Here is a 19,942-nt window from a genome sequence, read left to right as displayed (position 1 = left end):
ATTCAATTAATTTTTTATTTTAAAAATTAATTGAATATTTTGAATAAATCGATTGATAAATTCAATGCTTATGCATGTTATTGAATGGGTGTTATAGGGCACTATTCAAAATAAGTTAAGAGATAAATAAGTGAATAAATCTCAATGCCCTATTTAAATATAAAGTCTTTCTTCTTAGAGTGTAAGTGCAGATAAGATGATAAGTAAATAGGAGTTTATACTCTACTCTAGTTGTATAATTCATTAAAATATCTGATTATAAGGGGGAAAATTTATGGATAAGAAGTTATTATTATTGGGATTGATAATATTGTTACTTATGATAGTAACAAATGTAGCATTTGCTGCAGAGGTGGTTTTAGATGGATTTGAAACAGGTAGTTACTTTGAAAAGTCAGAAAATATTCTTGCTGCTAATTTAAGTACTGACCATGCTACACAAGGTAACAATTCATTGAAAATTATTTATGGTGATATTTCTACATCTGGAAAAGCATTTTCTCAAAATACAAAAACAAAGGGGTGGGCAGGAGCAACAGCAATTAAGTTAGATATTTATAATGATAGTGATAATGCCTTCAACTTTGCTATGTCTATAAGTACAGGTGATAATTGGAATTGGAATGAATCAAAGACTATTTCTGTAAAGCGTGGAACTAATACAATCACCCTTCCATTAACTCCTGAAAATTGGAAGAATAATGGTAGTGGGTGGCAAATGGGGGCTGAAGTAGATCTAAGTAATGTTAAGGGATATGGGTTACTGATATATCCTGCAGGTATGGCTCTACCTTCTAATGCTATCTATGTTGATAATATTAGACTAGTAAAAGAAGATGCTGAAGAAAAAGTTGTTGAATTAGAGAGCGTTAAAGATCATTTCAAAAAAGAAAAAACAACTCCAAAGTCTTCTTTTCTTTCTAAATTTAATGTTAGTGGTAATGTAGAGGTAATTACTACTTCTGAAAATGTTCCTGCTGGAAAGAAACTTATCAATGGTATAATTGATTGGACTTCAACTAATGGGGAAATAGATAAATTAGCAGTAGATACTGGTGAATTTTCTTCTGTTAGTGAATATATTCATGTAAAAAATAATACTGATGGTAAATTCAATATTAATTTGGCTACAGATACTATTGATTTTGATAAGTATTCAGGCTTTAGATTGAAAGTTTATAAGCCAGTTGGTAAAGATATTACAATTAAACCATATGTTCAACATGGTTCAGATTGGAAATGGTCAGATGTTGGAGATATAGATGTAGAAGCAGGTTCTTGGCAGATTATTAGGATTAATAAGTCTGATTATGATGATGTTGATTGGAACAATATTAAACAATTTGGTTTCGAAATCGGTAGTGATTATGATGGTAGTGGATTATATATTGCCGATGTTTTAGCAATTGAAGAAGACTCCTATGGAGGAACTGAAACTACTGTAGAACGTGAAATAGAGTTGAATATTGCTTACAAACATAATCAAAATTGGGAGGTAAATTCAACCATTAATATTTCTGATAAAGGTCTTAATGATCCCATTATTGATTTAGGAGAAACAGAAGTAATTGGTAATATTGATGGGACAAAAATTAGAACCTTCTACAAAGATACTGCAGAAGATACAGGAGAGACTATGAAGTTATTTGCTGGTAGTGAATATGATGATGCTGCAGGTATTGAGGTAAATACTTTAGTTGGTCTGAATTCAATTCATACAGCAGTAATAGCACCAATTAAGGTAAATGAAGATGGAGATATTCCATGGTCAATGAATGAGATTGAGTTTGATATGCCATTGATTCTTAGTGAAGTCAGTATGCCAGTTGGAGATTATTCTACAATAAAGGCAGGTGGAATTTTACAATCTGATACAGATAATAATGAGGATGCTACAGCTTTTGTTAATGTAGAGCATAGTTTTGTTAGTGGTTTGAGTTTAACTGGGGAAGTAGCAGTTAGTGATGGAATATTTGAAAAAGAAAAAGAAAAAAGTGATTCTAAGTTTGAATCTATGGGTTGGTATGTTAAAGCAGAACAGAGCTTAGGTTCTTTATATTGGCAACTAGAAAGTAAAAGATATGGTGGTAATCTATTCAAAAATTACGCAGATATAGACCACAAAAATAAATTAGAATATGAAGGTAAAAATTATGCTAAAGCAGAGTATACTTTCTCTGAAAATGCTAAAACAGGTTTAGAGTTTAATAATTCATTTAATGGTTTGTATAAAGCTGAAAAGGAAGAGTATTTAAATGACTGGAATGAGCTTAGTCCAAAGTTATATTTTGACGGTAAATTGTTACCTAAGTTAGGTATATATGCTTCTTTAGAAGGTAAATGGGCTAATAAGTCTTATTGGGGTATAGAGGATTATTATCTAGATTATGAAAAGGCTTATATTAAAGCGACCCCTTCTTTAGATATTGAGAATTTAACTGGAAATATAGAGTTTTGGTTAGAAAGTGATAAAGACCCTGTAGAAGGTTCTGAGGATGAAATCAAAGAACACTTCCAGAAACCCAACTTCAAATTTAATTTAGGTTATCAAATATCTGAAGATTTAAAAACAGATATTAATTTATGGTTGGAAAGTAGTAGTAATGAAAATACTTTTGATAAGCCAGCTCTTAGAACTAGAGCAAATTATCAGGTAGTAGATGGATTTGATATTACTGGAGAATATACAGTAAGTAGAGAGGATAAAGATGCTGACTTTAAGCAAAACTTCTATGCTAATATTAATAAAGAGCTTAGTGCAGGAAACTTAGAATTTATTTATGGTAAAGAAGTTCTTGATGATGATAATGAGTTATCAAATCGTAAAACCTTAGATAAATATCAAGTTAAATATACAGTTAGTTTCTAAATTACTGCTCAACAGAGTCCCGATTGGTTTTTGGGGCTCTCCTAAATTTATTTGGTGTGATGAAGGATATCTAAAACTCGAGGAGGAATCTAGATTGAAAAATATCAAATCGATTATTGTATTGGCAGTGTTGGCTATGGCTCTTTTATTACAAGGGTGTAGTAGTGATACAACTTTAGAAAAATATAAATTAACAATTGGTATTAATGGGAGTGGAACAGGTACAGTTACTCCAAATGGTGGAACTTATGAATATGGTGAAAAGGTAAAAGTAACAGCTGAGGCAGCTGATGGGTCAACATTCAAAGGATGGCAAGGTGCAGGTTATGATGGTAATACTAATCCTACAATTACTGTAATCATGGATTCTGATGTTACTCTTACAGCAGTATTTGAAGAGGTTGTTGGTGGAAATACAGGAGGAAGTATAGAACCTAAGACATTATATGATTTTGAAGATGGTGTTGATGGTTGGAATGTAAAGGCTGATTGGGCTGACTCTGAAGTGACTCCACAAGTATCAACAGACTGGTCTGCTGAGGGAAGCCAATCTCTTGCTGCTAACGTTACTTTTGATGGAAGTCAATATCAATTGATTATATATCCATATCCTGCTTTAGATTTAAGTAGTTATTCTACTTTATCAGTAACTGTTAAAAGCACTGTTAGTGGTGCATATAGTAAATTATATGTAAAAGATGGAACTAATTGGGAGTACTATTCAGTAAATGCTGAAGGAGCTGTAAGTGATGAGGAAACTACTTTTACTATAGACTTATCAGATTATGATTACAGTGATAATATTAGGGAGATCGGTATAGAATTCATGTCCTTACCTGAAGATAATTCTACTGGAACGCTATACATTGATAATATTATTGGTGAATAAATTTAATTTTTAAAAGATTTAAAAACCCCCTATACAGAATTTCTATTATTATAGTAGAGTTCTGTATAGGTTTTTTAGTATCTGCCTGAGAAACATCCAAATCAGTTAAGTTCTAAGGATTAGTTTTTAATACTTTCTAATAGTAGGAGATACTAACATCACTAATAAAATTTATAATTATTAACTAACATGACACCATATCTAACTAACATAATCCCATTTAAAATCAGAGTAGAGATCATTACAATGTAAGTAAAGTAAGTAATTAGATAAGTACAAAGCAAACTTATAAAGTAACTAAATTATAGGAAAATTTATTACTTATTTTGATTAGGAGGTAGATACATGAATCAAGATTTATCTTTACAACAGGTAGAATTATCAACTAGTGCAATGTTGAAGAAAGTACTGATTTTGGCTTCTCCAGCAATTGTAGAAATGTTATTAAATACTTTAGTAGGAGTAGTTGATACTATTATGGTAGGGCGGGGGATTGGAGCAGAAGGTCTAGCTGCAATCAATTTAGCTAATCAAATTGTATTTCCGATAGTCTTTATCTTTTCTGCCTTTAATGTTGGAACGACAGCTATAGTCTCAAGATATATTGGGGCTAAAGCTAAGAGTAGAGCAAATAAGATAGCCAGTCAATCCTGTATCATCAATCTGGTAATTGGTTTGATTTTAACTGCTTTAATGTATCTTTATCATCAACCACTAATGGCTCTATTTAATGCAGAGCCTGAAGTAACAGCAATAGCTATTGATTATTTAAAAGTAGTAATTTATAGCCAATTTTTTATGTTCATTAGCTTTTCCTTAAGTAGTTCATTTCGTGGAGCTGGGGATACTGTGACTCCTATGGCGATTAATGGGGCTATTAATATCTTAAATATTATTGGTAACTGGTTACTTATCTTTGGAATTGGAATCTTTCCCGAGCTTGGAATTGTAGGGGCAGCAATTTCGACTACATTATCTAGAGCAATTGGTGCTATTGTATTTCTGATTATTGGTTTTAGTGGTAAGATGAAGATTAAGTTGGTTTTAAGATGGTTTAAATTAAAGCTGACTATATTTAAGAAATTATGGAGAATCAGTTGGTCGGCTGCTTTAGAACAATTATTTATGCAAAGCTCCTATGTTGTTTTTAACTATTTGATTATTGGTCTAGGTACCATTACTTATTCAGCCTTCAATATTATAGTTAGAATAGAATCAATACTCTTTATGCCGATCTTTGGCTTTTCAATAGCGACAACAACCTTAGTTGGTCAATATTTAGGAGCAAAAGGTAAGAAAAATGCTATCAAAAGTGTCAATACAGCTACAATTTGTGGTGGGGTTTTAGCATTTATAGTTGGGATTAGTTTTATTATATTTCCCGAAAAGTATATTAGTATTTTTATTGAAGAGCAGTCAGTTATTAAGACAGCAACATTACCATTAAGATTAACAGCAATTCAACAGATAGCTAATTCTTTTTTTATTATTTATTCGGGGGCTATTCGAGGGGCAGGAGATACTTTATCTATTATGGTGATTAATATAGTACGTTTGTGGATATTATTAATTCCTTTAACCTATTTAATTATCAATTATACACCCTATGGCTTAGTTGGTCATTATATAATAGCTGATATATGTATGATATTAATTACTTTTATAACTTATCTCTATTTTAAATCTGAGAGATGGATGAAAGTAGAAGTATAATCTTCTTAATAAATTTATATTACAGCTCATCTAATTATTGGGAGTTTATATGATCAATCGTAAAGATATTGCTAATTATTCTAAGTATATTACAAAGAAAGCTAAGTTTATTCTATTTATTTATATTTATTGAGATTATATAATTAGGTATACAAGAAGATATTATTAATAATATAAGGATATAATTTTATAAGATATTATAAGTTTTAGAAGAAGGAAGTATTTTAGCTTAAAAAGATTGAAAAGTAGATAGAATTTATTGTTTTTTAGTATTTTTGACTTTTAGATATTAATTTGGGTATAAGTATATAAGTGACTAACATCATAAGATCCCAGATTATACCCTTATCTGTTTTAGATAAGGGTATGATATGGGATTTTTAAAATTATTCGCAATTAATTCCATTGTTCTATAGCTGAATAATTAATATGGGTATTTTATTTACTATAGTCTTATCGATTTATAAAACTTTAATTGTTCAGTAATTTAATAAGATAAGGGGGAGTATTTTTGTGTCAAAAAAGAGATTATTAGTAATAGTTCTAATTCTATCTATGTCATCCTTAGGAATCTTATTTACTGGATGTTCTAAGCAAGAAGATAATAAAGCAGCAACTAATCAAGAAGGAAGCGGTAAATACGCTAAAAAGTATACTTATACTATTAATAGTATGTATGCAGGACAGCAAAAGGATAAGAACCGTTTTTATGACTTTATCTCTAAGAAGTTCAATATTGAGCTTGAAATTCGACCTGTTAACTGGGGGGATTGGAATGAAAAGGTAAGAATCTGGGTTGCATCTGGAGATATGCCCGAAGTATTAAGAATGGATCTACAAGGTTATAATTATCCAGAATTTGCAAGCTGGGCGGAGCAAGGTGTATTTAAAGAATTACCGGATGAGCTACTTAGTAATTATCCGAATTTAAAGAGATTAAATGAGCAATTAGTTAGTGATGAGTATGTAAAGGTCAATGACAAACGTTATGCATGGTTAGCTTCTATTCAAAAGGCGGATTATAATAATGTTTCTACAATGAAATTCTATTATAGAAAAGACTGGGCTAAAAAAGTTGGTATCTATCATGAAAATAATGAGTATACCTTTGAAGAGCTAAAGGCAATGGCTAAAGCCTTTGTAGAAGAAGATGTAAGTGGAACAGGTAAGACTAGTGGTATTGGTGGTATTGGTTGGGCCTTTCCTTGGTTTGCAGGAATTTACCAGACCAACCCAAGTTGGGAGGATTATACCCTTAAAGATGGTAAGTATGTCTGGGGACCAGGAGAGCCAGACATGGTTAAAAGTATAAAGGAAATCAAAGAATGGTATGATAGTGGAATCCTATGGAAGGATCAGCCTATTGCTCAAAATAATGATGCTGCAAACAAATTTATCAGTGGACAATTGGGAATTTATTTTAATAATTGGACCTCATATAGTTTATTTGAGGAGACTGTTAAGCCTTTTGAGGCTGCCAATCCAGGTTTAAAAGCTGAGGATGCTATTGCACCTATGTTTGTGAAAGGTCCACAGGGAACGCCACAGGAAAGAAAGATTATGGCAATTCAGGGTACAGATTATTGGTCTGCTACTATGTTTAGAGCAGATATGAGTGATGAGAAATTAAAGAGATGGCTAGAAGTTTGGGACTGGCTGGCTAGTGAAGAAGGTAGAAATTACACTCATTACGGAATCAAGGGGGAGGATTGGAAGTATGATGAAAATGGAAATGTTATACCCCTATGGCCGGAGAAAGAAGATGGTACCCTGCAAGCTCCTAGTGATATTAGAGCAGATTGGGTAGGAGTTGTTAATGATAGTCCAGAATGGGAATTTAGCAATCCTGGATATGGTGATTATACAAGAAAGATTATAGCTGATGTATATGATAGATTATCACAAGAGGATGTTTATTTAAAACCAACTGGAAAGGAACAGTACAAGGTTAATTTCTTTAGTGGACCAATGAAAAACAGATATGGTGCTTTCTCTCACAAGGTAAATGACAAGATTACTGAACTTATTGTTTCATCATCGGCTGATGATATTGAAAAAGATTGGAATGATTTTGTTAAGAGTATGAGACCTAAGGTACAGAAAGTTGTCGATGAATTAAATGAAAATTTACGATAAGTAATTAATTATAGGATATCTAAAGGAATTAGCTTCTTTAGATATCCTGATATAAGAGATATTATCTACAGTAATTTTGTTATTATCTGAACTTTTTTAATTATGTTAACATAGTCATATGAATTATTTATTACTTGCTATTACATTTAAAATTATTTTGAGCTTTAATATCAAAATATTCTGTCGATATTATTAATCAATATAAATAGGGGGTGTTTTTGATAATGAAAAATTTATATAACATAATGGCTTTATTTCAGGGGGATAGTGTTACTGATGTAGGTATCAATAGAGAAGAGTATGACTCTTTAGTCTATGGATATGATTAAATGGTTTATTTGCGCAAAATTCATAAAGTTTGGCTAAAATTAGTTAAGTCTTTATAAAATAACAAAAGCTAAAATATATTAAGATTGGTTATTATTATTTGCTCATATAAAATTTAATAAAAGATAAGAAATTATTTAAAATGGGGGGGATTATTTTGAAAACTAAAAAGGTATTATTAATATTGCTTACATTAGCTTTAATTTTTACTTTAGTAGGCTGTAAATCAGAAGATGTAAAAGATATAAATCTTTCTATTAACAAGATTGGTCAAGGAGAGGTTGTAACTGAAGGAGATATAGATAAGGACAATGGAGTAGTAACTTTAAAGGCTATTCCAGCAAAAGGTTGGGAGTTTAAAGAGTGGACTGGCAATTTAGAAGGAACTGAAAATCCAGTTCAAGTAGTAGTTGCTGATAACATGGATATTGCAGCAGTGTTTACCAAAACAGGTGAAGAAAGTACTATTAAATATGAAGCGGAATTAGGTATATTAAATGGTACAGAGGTATCATCGGATAATTATGGATATTCTGGGGATGGTTATGTAACTTCTTTGGATAATGAAGGGGATGCTGTAACTGTTAAGGTTAATATTGAAGATGAAGGAATGTATGATATTATCATGGGCTATAATGGTCCTAATGGAGAGAAAACAAATAATTTACTTATTAATGGTGTTACAAAGGGAGAAGTAAAGACACCTAAGACTACAGGGTTTACAGAAATATTAGCTGGTAAGGTCTGGTTGGATGCTGGAGAAAACAGTATAGGAATTGGCAAAAGCTGGGGATGGATTGATATAGACTATTTCAAAGTTAAGAAAGAAGAAAGCTCTCGAAATGAGCTAAACCCAACTAAAGAATTAGTAAATCCTAATGCTAGTAACGATACTAAGGCTTTGATGAGTTTTCTTGTAGATACTTATGGTCAGAAAATAATTGCAGGTGCTCAAAATTCAGAATCAGCAACTTGGTTAAATGAAAATATTGGTAAAGAGCCAGCTGTTTTGAGTTTGGATCTGATGGATTATTCTCCATCTAGAGTTGAGTTTGGAGCAAGCACAAATGATGTTGAAGAAGCTATAGATTGGTTCCAAAAAGGTGGAATTGTGAGTCTATGCTGGCATTGGAATGCTCCTAAAGATCTTATAAATGAAGAACCTGATAAACTATGGTGGAGTGGTTTCTATACTAAAGCAACTACTTTTGATGTTGAGTATGCTATGAACCATCCTGAATCAGAAGATTATCAATTAATCATTCGTGACCTTGATGCAATAGCAAAACAACTTAAAAGACTTCAAGATGCAGGTGTCCCTGTTTTATGGAGACCATTACATGAAGCTGAAGGTGGTTGGTTCTGGTGGGGAGCTAAAGGTCCAGAGCCGTTAAAGAAATTATGGAAGTTAATGTATGATCGTTTTACTAATTACCATGATTTAAACAATCTTATCTGGGTTTGGACTGCAGATGATGGTCAGGAATCTCCGGAATGGTATCCTGGTGACCAATATGTGGATATTATAGGTGCTGATATCTACCTAGACTCTCATAACTATAGTCCAAGTACAGCAAAGTTCTATAATTTAGTTGACATGTATCCAGGTAAATTGGTTGCTATGACAGAAGATGGTACAATCCCTGATCCAGAGCTTCTTCAAAAGGAAGCAGCAAGGTGGTCTTGGTTCTCTTCATGGTCTGTAGATCTATTATTAAGGGATAATACTCTAGAACATATTGAAAAAGTATACAATGATGACTATGTAATTACTTTAGATGAGCTTAAAAACATGGAGAACTATCCTTTTTAGAAATTTAGCTAATTCATTTTTTTACAAATTTAAGTTATATTTTAATATTATTTAACAATTAATTTATATGGATACACTTGTTTAGTTAAATCTCTGATAAATTAAGTGTGTCCATGATTTTATACTAGCATCATAATATATATTTTGGAGGGATTGAAGTGGCAATTATTTATAATGCAGAAAAGAAGGTATTTCATTTACAAGCAAAGGATACAAGTTATGTATTTGAAATATTAAATACTGGTCATTTAGGCCATCTTTATTGGGGGAAGAAGGTCAAAGCTGATCTTGATTTAACCCATTTGATTAGAGAACAGAGTAGAAAAGCTTTTTTAGCTTCTGAACAAAAGGAGTTATCTTTAGATCTGATTCCTCAAGAGTATCCTACTTATGGTTATACTGATTTTCGTCAGCCTGCTTATCAAGTTAAATTGGAAAATGGATCTAATATCTCTAATCTGAAATATTTATCCCATGAAATTATAGCAGGAAAAGAAAGATTAGAAGGATTACCAGCAACTTATGTAGAGGATAGTTCAGAAGCAGAGACGTTAAAGGTTACTTTATTTGATGAAGTAGCTAATTTAAAAGTGGTCTTATCTTATACTGTTTATCAAGATTTTGATGTAATTGCTAGGTCAGCTCGTTTTATCAATGAAGGAGAAGAGAATATTAATTTAGAACGAGCATTGAGTACTAGTGTAGATTTTAGAGATGCCGATTTTGACTTTTTACATTTATCGGGAGCTTGGTCTAGAGAGCGTCATGTTAAGAAGCGTCCGTTAGAGCAAGGGCTGCAAGCTATTGAAAGTACAAGAGGGGCAAGTAGTCTTCAACAGAACCCTTTTATTGCTTTAACTAGAAAGGATGCTGATGAACATCATGGTGAAGTTTATGGATTCAGCTTTGTTTATAGTGGTAACTTTTTAGCACAGGTACAGGTTAACTCCTATAAGCAAACAAGAGTTACTATGGGAATTAATCCTTTTGATTTTAATTGGTTATTAGAGCCTAATGAGACTTTCCAAACTCCAGAAGCAGTAATGGTTTACTCTGATCAAGGGTTAAATAAGATGTCTCAGACTTATCATAAACTATATAGAACTAGATTAGCTCGTGGTAAATTTAGAGATAAGGTGAGACCGATTTTGATCAATAACTGGGAAGCGACCTATTTTGATTTTGATGAAGATAAGATCTTAGATATTGCCAAGGATGGTAAGGAATTAGGGCTAGAGTTATTTGTTTTAGATGATGGCTGGTTTGGAAAGCGTGATGATGATAGTACATCTTTAGGAGATTGGTTTGTTGATGAAAGAAAGCTACCAAATGGTTTAGGAAGCTTAGGTAAGAAGATCAATGATTTAGGGATGGAGTTTGGTTTATGGTTTGAGCCAGAAATGATTTCGCCAGAAAGTGAGTTATATCGTGCTCATCCTGATTGGTGTATCCATGTACCTAATAGAACTAGAGGGCAAGCAAGAAGCCAGTTGGTCTTGGATTTATCTAGAGAAGAGGTATGTGATAAGGTAATTGAAATGGTTTCTGATATATTGGATAGTGCCCCAATTACTTATGTAAAATGGGATATGAATCGTAATATGACTCAGATAGGTTCAGCTAAATTACCTGCCCAAAGACAAAGAGAGTTACCTCATAGATATATGTTAGGGTTATATAGAATCTTAGAAGAATTGACTTCGCGTTTTCCTGATATCTTATTTGAAAGTTGTGCTAGTGGTGGGGGAAGATTTGATCCAGGAATGTTATATTACATGCCACAGACTTGGACTAGTGATGATACTGATGCAGTAGAGCGATTAAAGATACAGTATGGAACTAGTATGGTCTATCCAGTAAGCTCAATGGGAGCCCATGTATCAGCAGTACCTAATCATCAATTGGCTAGAGTTACTCCTTTAAAGACTAGAGGGAATGTAGCAATGTTTGGTAACTTTGGTTATGAATTAGATTTAACTAAACTTACAGTTGAAGAGAAAGAGCTAGTTAAAAAGCAGGTTGCTGAATATAAAGAGGTTAGAGAATTGGTTCAACAGGGAGAATTTTATAGATTAGTAAGTCCTTTTGAAGGAAACAATGATACGGCTTGGATGGTAGTTAGTGAAGATAAAAAGGAGGCTTATGTAGGATTTTATAAAGTTTTAACTGAGCCTAATGCTCCTTATTATACTCTGACATTAAAAGGTTTAGATCCTGAAAAGAATTATCGGATTAAAGGAATGGATAAAATCTATGGCGGAGATGAGTTAATGTACGTAGGTCTAAATCTGCCTAAATTATTTAATGGAGCAGCACCTAGTGATTTAGATATGATAGGAGATTTCCAAAGTACTATCTGGAGATTACAAGTTATCGAATAATAAATAGTTTATATAGGAATTGATAAAGGTTTCATTATATATTTGAAATTTAATTATCAGATAACCTAAATAAGTTGAATGGGGTGATTTTATGTCAAATAAAAAATTTATGACGACAATCTTGATTGTAGTTATAGCTTTAAGTAGCTTATTAGTATTTGCTGGCTGCTCTAAGCAAGCTGCTGATGATGTTTCTACTAACAAGTCTGGAGATGGCAAGTACGCTAAAAAGTTTACTTATACTATTAATAGTATGTATGCAGGCCAACAAAAGGATGGAAACCGTCTTTATGACTACATCTCTAAGAAATTTAATATTGAACTTGAGATTAGACCAATTAACTGGGGAGATTGGAATGAGAAGGTAAGAATTTGGGTTGCATCTGGTGATATGCCAGAAATATTAAGATCCGATGTGCAAGCTTCTACTCATTCAGAGTTTATTAATTGGGCTAAGCAGGGTATATTTAGAGAACTACCTGATGAGTTGCTTAGTAAATATCCTAACTTAAAGAGATTAAATGAAGAGTTAATTAGTGATGAGTATGTAAAGGTTGATGGTAAGCGTTATGCTTGGCTGGCTTCTATTCAAAAGGCAGATTATAATAATGTTTCTCAAATGATGTTCTACTATAGAAAAGATTGGGCTAAAAAAGTTGGTATCTATCATGAGAATAATGAGTATACCTTTGAAGAGATGAAGGCAATGGCTAAAGCCTTTGTAGAAGAAGATGTAAGTGGAACTGGTAAGACTATCGGTATTGGTGGAATCGGTTGGGCCTTTCCTTGGTTTGCAGGAATCTATCAAGTTGATCCAAAATGGGAAGGTTATATATATAAAGATGGTCAGTATGTATGGGGACCAGGAGAGCCTGAAATGGTTGAAGGTATAAAAGAGACAAAAGAATGGTATGAAAGTGGAATCCTATGGAAGGATCAACCTATTGCTCAAAATAATGATGCTGGAAATAAATTTGTTAGTGGAGAACTGGGAATCTACTTTAATAACTGGACTTCATATACCTTATCTGAAGAAATTATTAAGCCTTTTGAGGCTGCAAATCCAGGTCTAGAAGCTGAAGATACTATTGCTCCTATGTTTGTAAAAGGTCCAAAAGGCACACCGCAGGAAGGAAAAGTTTTAGGAATTCAAGGTTCAGATTACTGGTCTGCTACTATGTTTAGATCAGATATGAGTGATGAAAAATTAGCAAGATGGCTAGAAGTTTATGATTGGTTGGCTAGTGAAGAAGGTAGAAATTATGTTCACTATGGAATTAAAGGTGAAGATTGGAAGTATGACGATGCTGGAAATGTTGTGCCTCTATGGCCTGAGAAAGAGGATGGAACACTTCAAGGTCCTAGTGATGTTAAAGCTGATTGGGCAGGAGTTGTTAACGACAGTCCAAAGTGGGAATTTGAAAACCCTGGATACAGTGAATATACAAGAAAGCTTGTAGCTGAGGTATATGATAGGTTAAGACAAGATGATGTTTATCTAAAACCAACAGGTAAAGAGGAATATAAAATTAACTTCTTTAGTGGACCTATGAAGAATAAATATGGTACTTTCACTCAAAAAGTAAATGATAAAATTACTGAACTTATCGTTTCATCATCAGCTGATGAGATTGAAAAGGATTGGAAGGATTTTGTTGAGAGTATGAGACCTAAAGTACAAAAGGTTGTTGATGAATTAAATGAAAATTTACAATAATTGACTTAACTATAAAGATATCTAAAGGGATTAATCCCTTTAGATATCTTTATATAAAGCATATTAGCTGTTGGGGTAAGTCTGTTTTTAAAGCTTTACCTTTTTAATTATAGTTATAAGTTATTGAGTAGCTAAAATTTCTAAAACAAGGGGGAAGAGAGATGGTGAATGCTAAACTAATTACTGTTGATTGTAATTTAACAGCAGAGACTAAATCACTTTATAAATACTTACAGAATATCAATGAAAATCAAATCTTATTTGGACACCAAAACACTACAACCCAAGGAATGACCATTAATAAATTAGATGGTACTCAATCAGATTGTTATGATACTATAGGTGATTACCCTGCTGTTTATGGTTGGGATTTTGTAGATGGCTGGGATTTTGCTGAGCATGTAACTAAGGCTTATGAGCGTGGTGGGATCAATACCTTTAGTGACCATATGTTTAATTTTGTAACTGCTAAAGACTTCTATGACACAACTAAGGCTGTAGCTGAAATCTTGCCAGGTGGGAGCAAGCACCAAGAGTATAAGCAGTATCTTGATAGAACATCAAATTTTTTTAAAAGTCTTAAGGGCAAGGATGGAAAATTAGTACCTATTATTTATCGTCCCTTCCATGAGAATAATGGTAGTTGGTTCTGGTGGGGAGCAGATTTTTGTACAGTAGAAGAGTATAAGGCGATATTTAGATTTACTGTAGAGTATTTAAGAGATGAAAAAAAGACTCATAATTTATTGTATGCATACTCTCCAAATGGACATTTTGATGGTGTAGAAGATTATCTAGAACGTTATCCCGGTGATGATTATATTGATGTAATTGGGATGGATTCTTATGGGTTTGATTTAGAATGGCAAAGTAAATTAATGAATGATTTAGAGATTATAGTTCAAATTGCTCAAAATAGAGGTAAAGTAGCAGCTTTGACAGAAGTAGGTATAGCTGATAGTATGAAAGCTATTGGTGAAGAGAAGAGAGATAATTGGTATATGGATTTATTAGAAGCAATCAAGTCTAATCAACAGGCTAGGCAGATTAAGTTCTTACTAGTGTGGAGAAATGGAGCACCAGACCATTTTTGGGTACCTTATGGCGAGCATGAGATGAAGGCTGACTTTATTAAATTCTATCAAGATAGGGCAACAGTATTTAATGGTGATTTAGATTTTGAAAGGGTATATAAGAATTAAAGATTGAATTCTATTAATCTTATAGGAGGTAATAAGATGGTTTATTGTCCAGCAGAGGATAGATATGATAAGATGCAGTATAATCGTTGTGGGAAGAGTGGCTTAAAACTACCAGCTATCTCATTAGGACTGTGGCATAATTTTGGTGGAGTAGATAGTTTCGAAAATAGTCGCGCTCTAGTTCATAAAGCTTTTGATTTAGGGATTACTCACTTTGATTTAGCCAATAATTATGGACCACCAGCAGGTTCAGCTGAGGAGAACTTTGGTAGAATTTTAAAGAAGGATTTAGCAGATTATCGTGATGAGCTACTCATTTCTACTAAAGCTGGTTATGATATGTGGCCAGGGCCTTATGGTGATTGGGGATCTAAAAAGTATTTAGTAGCTAGTTTAGATCAAAGTTTAAAGAGGTTAGGTTTAGACTATGTAGATATATTCTATCACCATCGACCAGATCCTAATACACCACTTGAGGAGACAATGGGAGCACTTGATTTAATTGTTCGTCAAGGAAAAGCACTCTATGTTGGGATATCCAATTATAATGCCCAAGAGACCAAAAAAGCAGTAAAGATACTAAAGAATTTAGGGACACCTTTATTGATTAATCAACCTTCTTATTCTATGTTCAATCGTTGGGTTGAAGATGATGGATTATTGGATCTTCTAGAAGAAGAAGGAGTCGGTTCCATAGTATTTTCTCCTTTATCCCAAGGTCTATTAACTGATAAGTATTTAAAAGAGATTCCGCAAGACTCTAGAGCAGCAGGTTCCAGTCAATTTCTTACTAAGAATGATATTACTGCAGATAAACTAAATAAGATCAAAGCATTGAATGATATTGCAGTAACTAGAGGGCAGAGCTTAGCTCAAATGGCTCTATCATGGGTTTTAAGAAAGGGAAGAGTAACTTCTGCTTTAGTAGGAGCAAGTAAGTTATCTCAACTTGAGGAGAACGTTAAGATTGTAGAAAAGTTAGCTTTTAATGATGAAGAGTTAAAGTTAATAGCTGATATCTTGAAATGATAACTATCTTAAATTTTAAATTATAGGTATGTGAATTCAAAATGAAACTTATGGGGATATTGCGACACTTTTACTTTTTAAAAAGTAGACAAATTATTAGGTTCCGCCTAAGGGCGGGTTACGTTTTTCCTTGATGAAAAAGTAACCAAAAAATCAAGAAGAAAATTAAACTCACTACGCAATCAAAATATCAATTATTATCATTAATTATATTCTTTATTCAAAATTTAATTAAACCATAAATTCCAGTTCAATTTTTGCTTCGTTCAAACAAAAATTTTCTTCGGTTTTAAAGACCTTAACTATCAACTACACACTGGGGTTTAAAAGTGTCGCAATATCTCTCCATAGCGTCATAGTTAAATTTTATTCTAAATTCACGAACCTATATAACAGAAAAAATTAAGGTTAATTTTGTAAAGGAAGTGATTAATAATGAATCTCTTTGATATGCCATTAGAGGAGCTTAAAAATTATAAACCTGACTTGACTAAAGAGAGTAATTTTGAGGAGTTTTGGGAGAAGACAATTGAAGAATCAAAGGATCAACCTCTAGATGCTAAGCTTAATTCTGTTGATTATCCAGTAGAGCAAGTAAGGGTATATGATGTCTTTTTTGATGGCTTTAAAAACTCTAGAATTTATGGAAGATATGTACTTCCTAAAGAGGCTAGTAAGGATAACAAAGTTCCAGTGATAGTAATGTACCATGGTTATAACTGGAATAATGTAGTGATTAGTAATGTATTGAGTTTTTCATTAATGGGTTATGGAGTATTACTTGTTGATGTTAGGGGACAGGATATAAAGAGTCCTGACCATAACAATTATGACAATGGTGGAGCAGCAGGCTGGATGACTAAGGGAATTTTAAATCCAGATAACTATTATTATCGTTATGTCTACATGGATTGTGTTAGGGCAGTTGAGTTTGTAAGTAAAAGAGAAGAGATTGATAGTGATAAAATTGCCGTAGAAGGTGGAAGTCAAGGTGGAGGATTAGCTATTGCAGCAGGAGCTCTGTCTGATAAGGTAAAAGCTGTGATGGCAGATATTCCATACTTATGCCATTTTAGAAGAGCTGTAGAATTGTATGAGGGAAGTCCTTATAGCGAAATCTACCATTACTTTAAGCTTCATGATAGTTTGCACCAAACAGAAGAGCAGGTCTATAAAACGCTAAGTTATTTTGATGGTATGAATTTAGCAGCTAGAATTAAAGCAGATGTGCTAATGAGTGTAGGATTAGAAGATACTGTTTGTCCCCCATCTACAGGTTTTGCCCTTTATAATCATTTGGATACTAACAAGGAGATTAAAGTTTATCCTGAATATGGTCATGGTGGGTTTAATCAGCAAGGTGAAGAGAAGATAGTATTTTTAAAGAAGCGCTTTGGATAAGAAGAAATTTTGTAATTATAAAGATTTAGAGGACAAGCTTGTCATAGATTTATAAATCTATAAGTTAAATATAGGACTATATGGGTATATTGCGACACTTTTTAAACCAGTGAATAATTAATAAAGTATAAATAATAGTTAAGATTAAAACCACTAAACCTTCTAGAAAGATGAGTTTTTATTTATTCACTATTATTTATTATTTGTAAAAGTGTCGTAATATCTCTCTAAAGTTCAATTTTCAATTCACACATCTATAGAAAAAGAGCTAGGTTATAAATTGAGAATTTTATTGTAATCTAAAAGTCTTTTAAGTAAAATATAAACATAACTAAAAAAGGGGTGTTCAAATATGGGGCTTGGGAAACTTATTGGAATTCATAGTCCTTTTTATAGAATTTGCAATATGATTTATCGGTTAACTATCTTAAACTTTTTATGGTTTTTCTTTAGTTTACCTCTAATTACAATTGGTGCATCAACCACAGCTCTATTTCATGTTATTGATAAAATAATTGATGATAAGTCTATTTATTTATTTCGTGATTTCTGGAAGAGTTTTAAGAATAATTTTGTACAAAGTCTCTTAATTTCTGCAATAATATTTATATTTATATTTATTTTATTGATGAATATTTTAAATATTAATTTACTTGGTTCTATTGCCAAGGTATTTATTATAGTTCAATTTATTGCATTGATAGAGTTACTTATTTTAGTCATTTACGTATTTCCTATTCTCTCTAGATATTCATTAAAGACTATTGAAGTATTAAAAATGGCCTTCTTTATGGCAAACCGTCATCTGTTAACTACTATTTTATCTTTGTTTATTCCTATTATAATCTTCTTTTTAGTTTATTTAAGTCAATTCTTTCTATTTTTTTCTATCAGTTTATATTCCTTGATGAGTATGTATATTATAAAAAAGGTTTTTAACAAATATGAGCTAAAGCAGTTAGACAGTCAGATTAATTATTGAATTATATTTATTTAAAAGGAGTGATTTTTTTGTATAAATATAAAGTAGTTATTATTGATGATGAACCTTGGATTTTAGAAGGAATCTTTCAAACCTTTGCTTGGGAAAAATATGGTTTTAAAGTTATTAAGAAATTAACGAGTTCGATAGAAGGGCTGGATATAATCTTAAATGAAAAGCCCGATGTTGTTTTTACTGATATAAGGATGCCAGAAATCAGTGGAATTGAGTTAATGAAGTTAGTCCGTAAAGAGGGACTAGATACAGAGTTTATTATCATTAGTGGTTTTGATGACTTTTCTTATGCTCAAGATGCTTTAAGGCAAGGAGCCTTTGATTATCATTTAAAACCTATTAAAGCGAATGTAGCTGAGAAGATATTGGGGGATTTAGCTAAAATCTTGGAAGATAAAAGAGCTGATACCCTGACTAAGCAATTTGAAGAATTAGTAGAAGGAGAGGCTAATATAGAGGAGAAGTTAAAGAAGTTTGGTTTTAAAGAAGAAAGTACTTATTATCAAGTTATAGTGGCAATTGGTGAATCAGCTTCCTTAGAAGGTGATTTTATTTCATTTCCTGAAGGTATTACTCCCCTTAAGATAAAATTAAGTGATAATAAATATTTTTATTTAATCGGTACTGATTGTGATATTTATAAAAAGATTAAATTAACTATAAAAGAAAATATCAATGTAGGAATTAGCTCCTTAGCAAAAAATCTTGCTGACCTTGGGAAATTATTTCGGCAGGCTAATCAAGCTGCTTATAATAAATTCATATATCAAGAGAATGGCATTTATAGATATCAAGAGCAGAATATAGAGAAGATTAACAATATAATAGAAGAGATATTTTTACAAGTTGAAAATAAAAATTATAATGGAATTGAATTTATTTTAGATAGTTTTCCCAGTGTAGCTGAGGATAATGAAATGTTTATAAATGATATTGTTTATTTCTGGAATCAGATGGTAGCACACCTTAATGAAAATCTGTCAGATGAATTACAGAAGATAGATTTAGAGTTTTTAGAATATGAGAATATTATCGATAGATTTGAAGATATCGAATCTCTCTGTCAATATCTCAAGGATACTTTTATCTCTTTAAATCAAGGAGCTGAAATTATTGAAGAGGGAATTGATAATAAGAGTTTTAGAGCTATGATAGAATATATTGAAGAAAATTATCACAAAAATTTATATTTAAAGGATCTTGCTAATAAATTCTTCTTTAATCATACTTATTGCTGTCATTTATTTAAGAAGTTCACAGATAAGACCTTCTCTCAATACTTAACTGACTTAAGAATGAAAAAAGCAAAAGAGTTATTAAAAGATCTATCCCTTAGTATTTCTGAAGTAGCTAATAAAGCTGGTTATAATGATTACTATTACTTTAATAAGGTTTTTAAGAAATATTATGGAATCACACCTTACCAACATAGAAAGGGAATTGAATAGTTTATAGGGCTTTTATTTAT

General features: G+C 32.0%; 12 protein-coding genes. All 12 read left to right on the top strand.

Features of this window, described 5'->3' with window-relative positions:
• Positions 1-274: 274 nt before the first annotated feature.
• On the top strand, positions 275-2,869 hold the full coding sequence (locus BX659_RS00600; RefSeq protein ID WP_097016540.1) for a hypothetical protein: 2,595 nt from the start codon (positions 275-277) through the stop codon (positions 2,867-2,869).
• 94 nt (positions 2,870-2,963) lie between these two features.
• Positions 2,964-3,758, top strand: coding sequence for an InlB B-repeat-containing protein (locus BX659_RS00595; protein ID WP_097016541.1), 795 nt, complete (start codon positions 2,964-2,966; stop codon positions 3,756-3,758).
• A 345-nt stretch (positions 3,759-4,103) separates the two neighbouring features.
• A complete protein-coding gene (locus tag BX659_RS00590) occupies positions 4,104-5,471 on the top strand; it encodes an MATE family efflux transporter (RefSeq protein ID WP_097016542.1) in 1,368 nt (455 codons plus the stop codon).
• Between the two features lie 513 nt (positions 5,472-5,984).
• On the top strand, positions 5,985-7,607 hold the full coding sequence (locus BX659_RS00585; protein WP_106231484.1) for a hypothetical protein: 1,623 nt from the start codon (positions 5,985-5,987) through the stop codon (positions 7,605-7,607).
• Positions 7,608-8,091: 484 nt separating this feature from the next.
• The gene (locus BX659_RS00580) at positions 8,092-9,747 is read left to right on the top strand and encodes a glycosyl hydrolase (protein WP_181186394.1); all 1,656 of its coding nucleotides are present in this window, start codon (positions 8,092-8,094) and stop codon (positions 9,745-9,747) included.
• Positions 9,748-9,905: 158 nt separating this feature from the next.
• On the top strand, positions 9,906-12,128 hold the full coding sequence (locus BX659_RS00575; RefSeq protein ID WP_097016545.1) for an alpha-galactosidase: 2,223 nt from the start codon (positions 9,906-9,908) through the stop codon (positions 12,126-12,128).
• 91 nt (positions 12,129-12,219) lie between these two features.
• Positions 12,220-13,845, top strand: a complete 1,626-nt coding sequence (locus BX659_RS00570; RefSeq protein WP_097016546.1) for a hypothetical protein — start codon at positions 12,220-12,222, stop codon at positions 13,843-13,845.
• A 161-nt stretch (positions 13,846-14,006) separates the two neighbouring features.
• On the top strand, positions 14,007-15,047 hold the full coding sequence (locus BX659_RS00565) for a glycoside hydrolase family 26 protein (RefSeq protein WP_097016547.1): 1,041 nt from the start codon (positions 14,007-14,009) through the stop codon (positions 15,045-15,047).
• A gap of 36 nt (positions 15,048-15,083) precedes the next feature.
• Positions 15,084-16,076, top strand: coding sequence for an L-glyceraldehyde 3-phosphate reductase (mgrA, locus tag BX659_RS00560; RefSeq protein WP_097016548.1), 993 nt, complete (start codon positions 15,084-15,086; stop codon positions 16,074-16,076).
• Between the two features lie 435 nt (positions 16,077-16,511).
• On the top strand, positions 16,512-17,477 hold the full coding sequence (locus tag BX659_RS00555; RefSeq protein ID WP_097016549.1) for an acetylxylan esterase: 966 nt from the start codon (positions 16,512-16,514) through the stop codon (positions 17,475-17,477).
• 352 nt (positions 17,478-17,829) lie between these two features.
• Positions 17,830-18,459 (top strand): YesL family protein, encoded by a 630-nt coding sequence (locus BX659_RS00550; protein WP_097016550.1) that lies wholly within the window; start codon positions 17,830-17,832, stop codon positions 18,457-18,459.
• Between the two features lie 29 nt (positions 18,460-18,488).
• Positions 18,489-19,922: a response regulator gene (locus BX659_RS00545; protein WP_172431808.1), complete on the top strand. Its 1,434-nt coding sequence runs from the start codon at positions 18,489-18,491 to the stop codon at positions 19,920-19,922.
• The last annotated feature ends 20 nt before the right edge of the window (positions 19,923-19,942 follow it).

It is taken from the genome of Orenia metallireducens, assembly GCF_003001995.1.
Taxonomy (GTDB): Bacteria; Bacillota; Halanaerobiia; order Halobacteroidales; family Halobacteroidaceae; genus Orenia; species Orenia metallireducens_B.
Note: the sequence above shows the minus strand (reverse complement) of the source record. Positions and strands in the feature narration are given on the sequence as shown.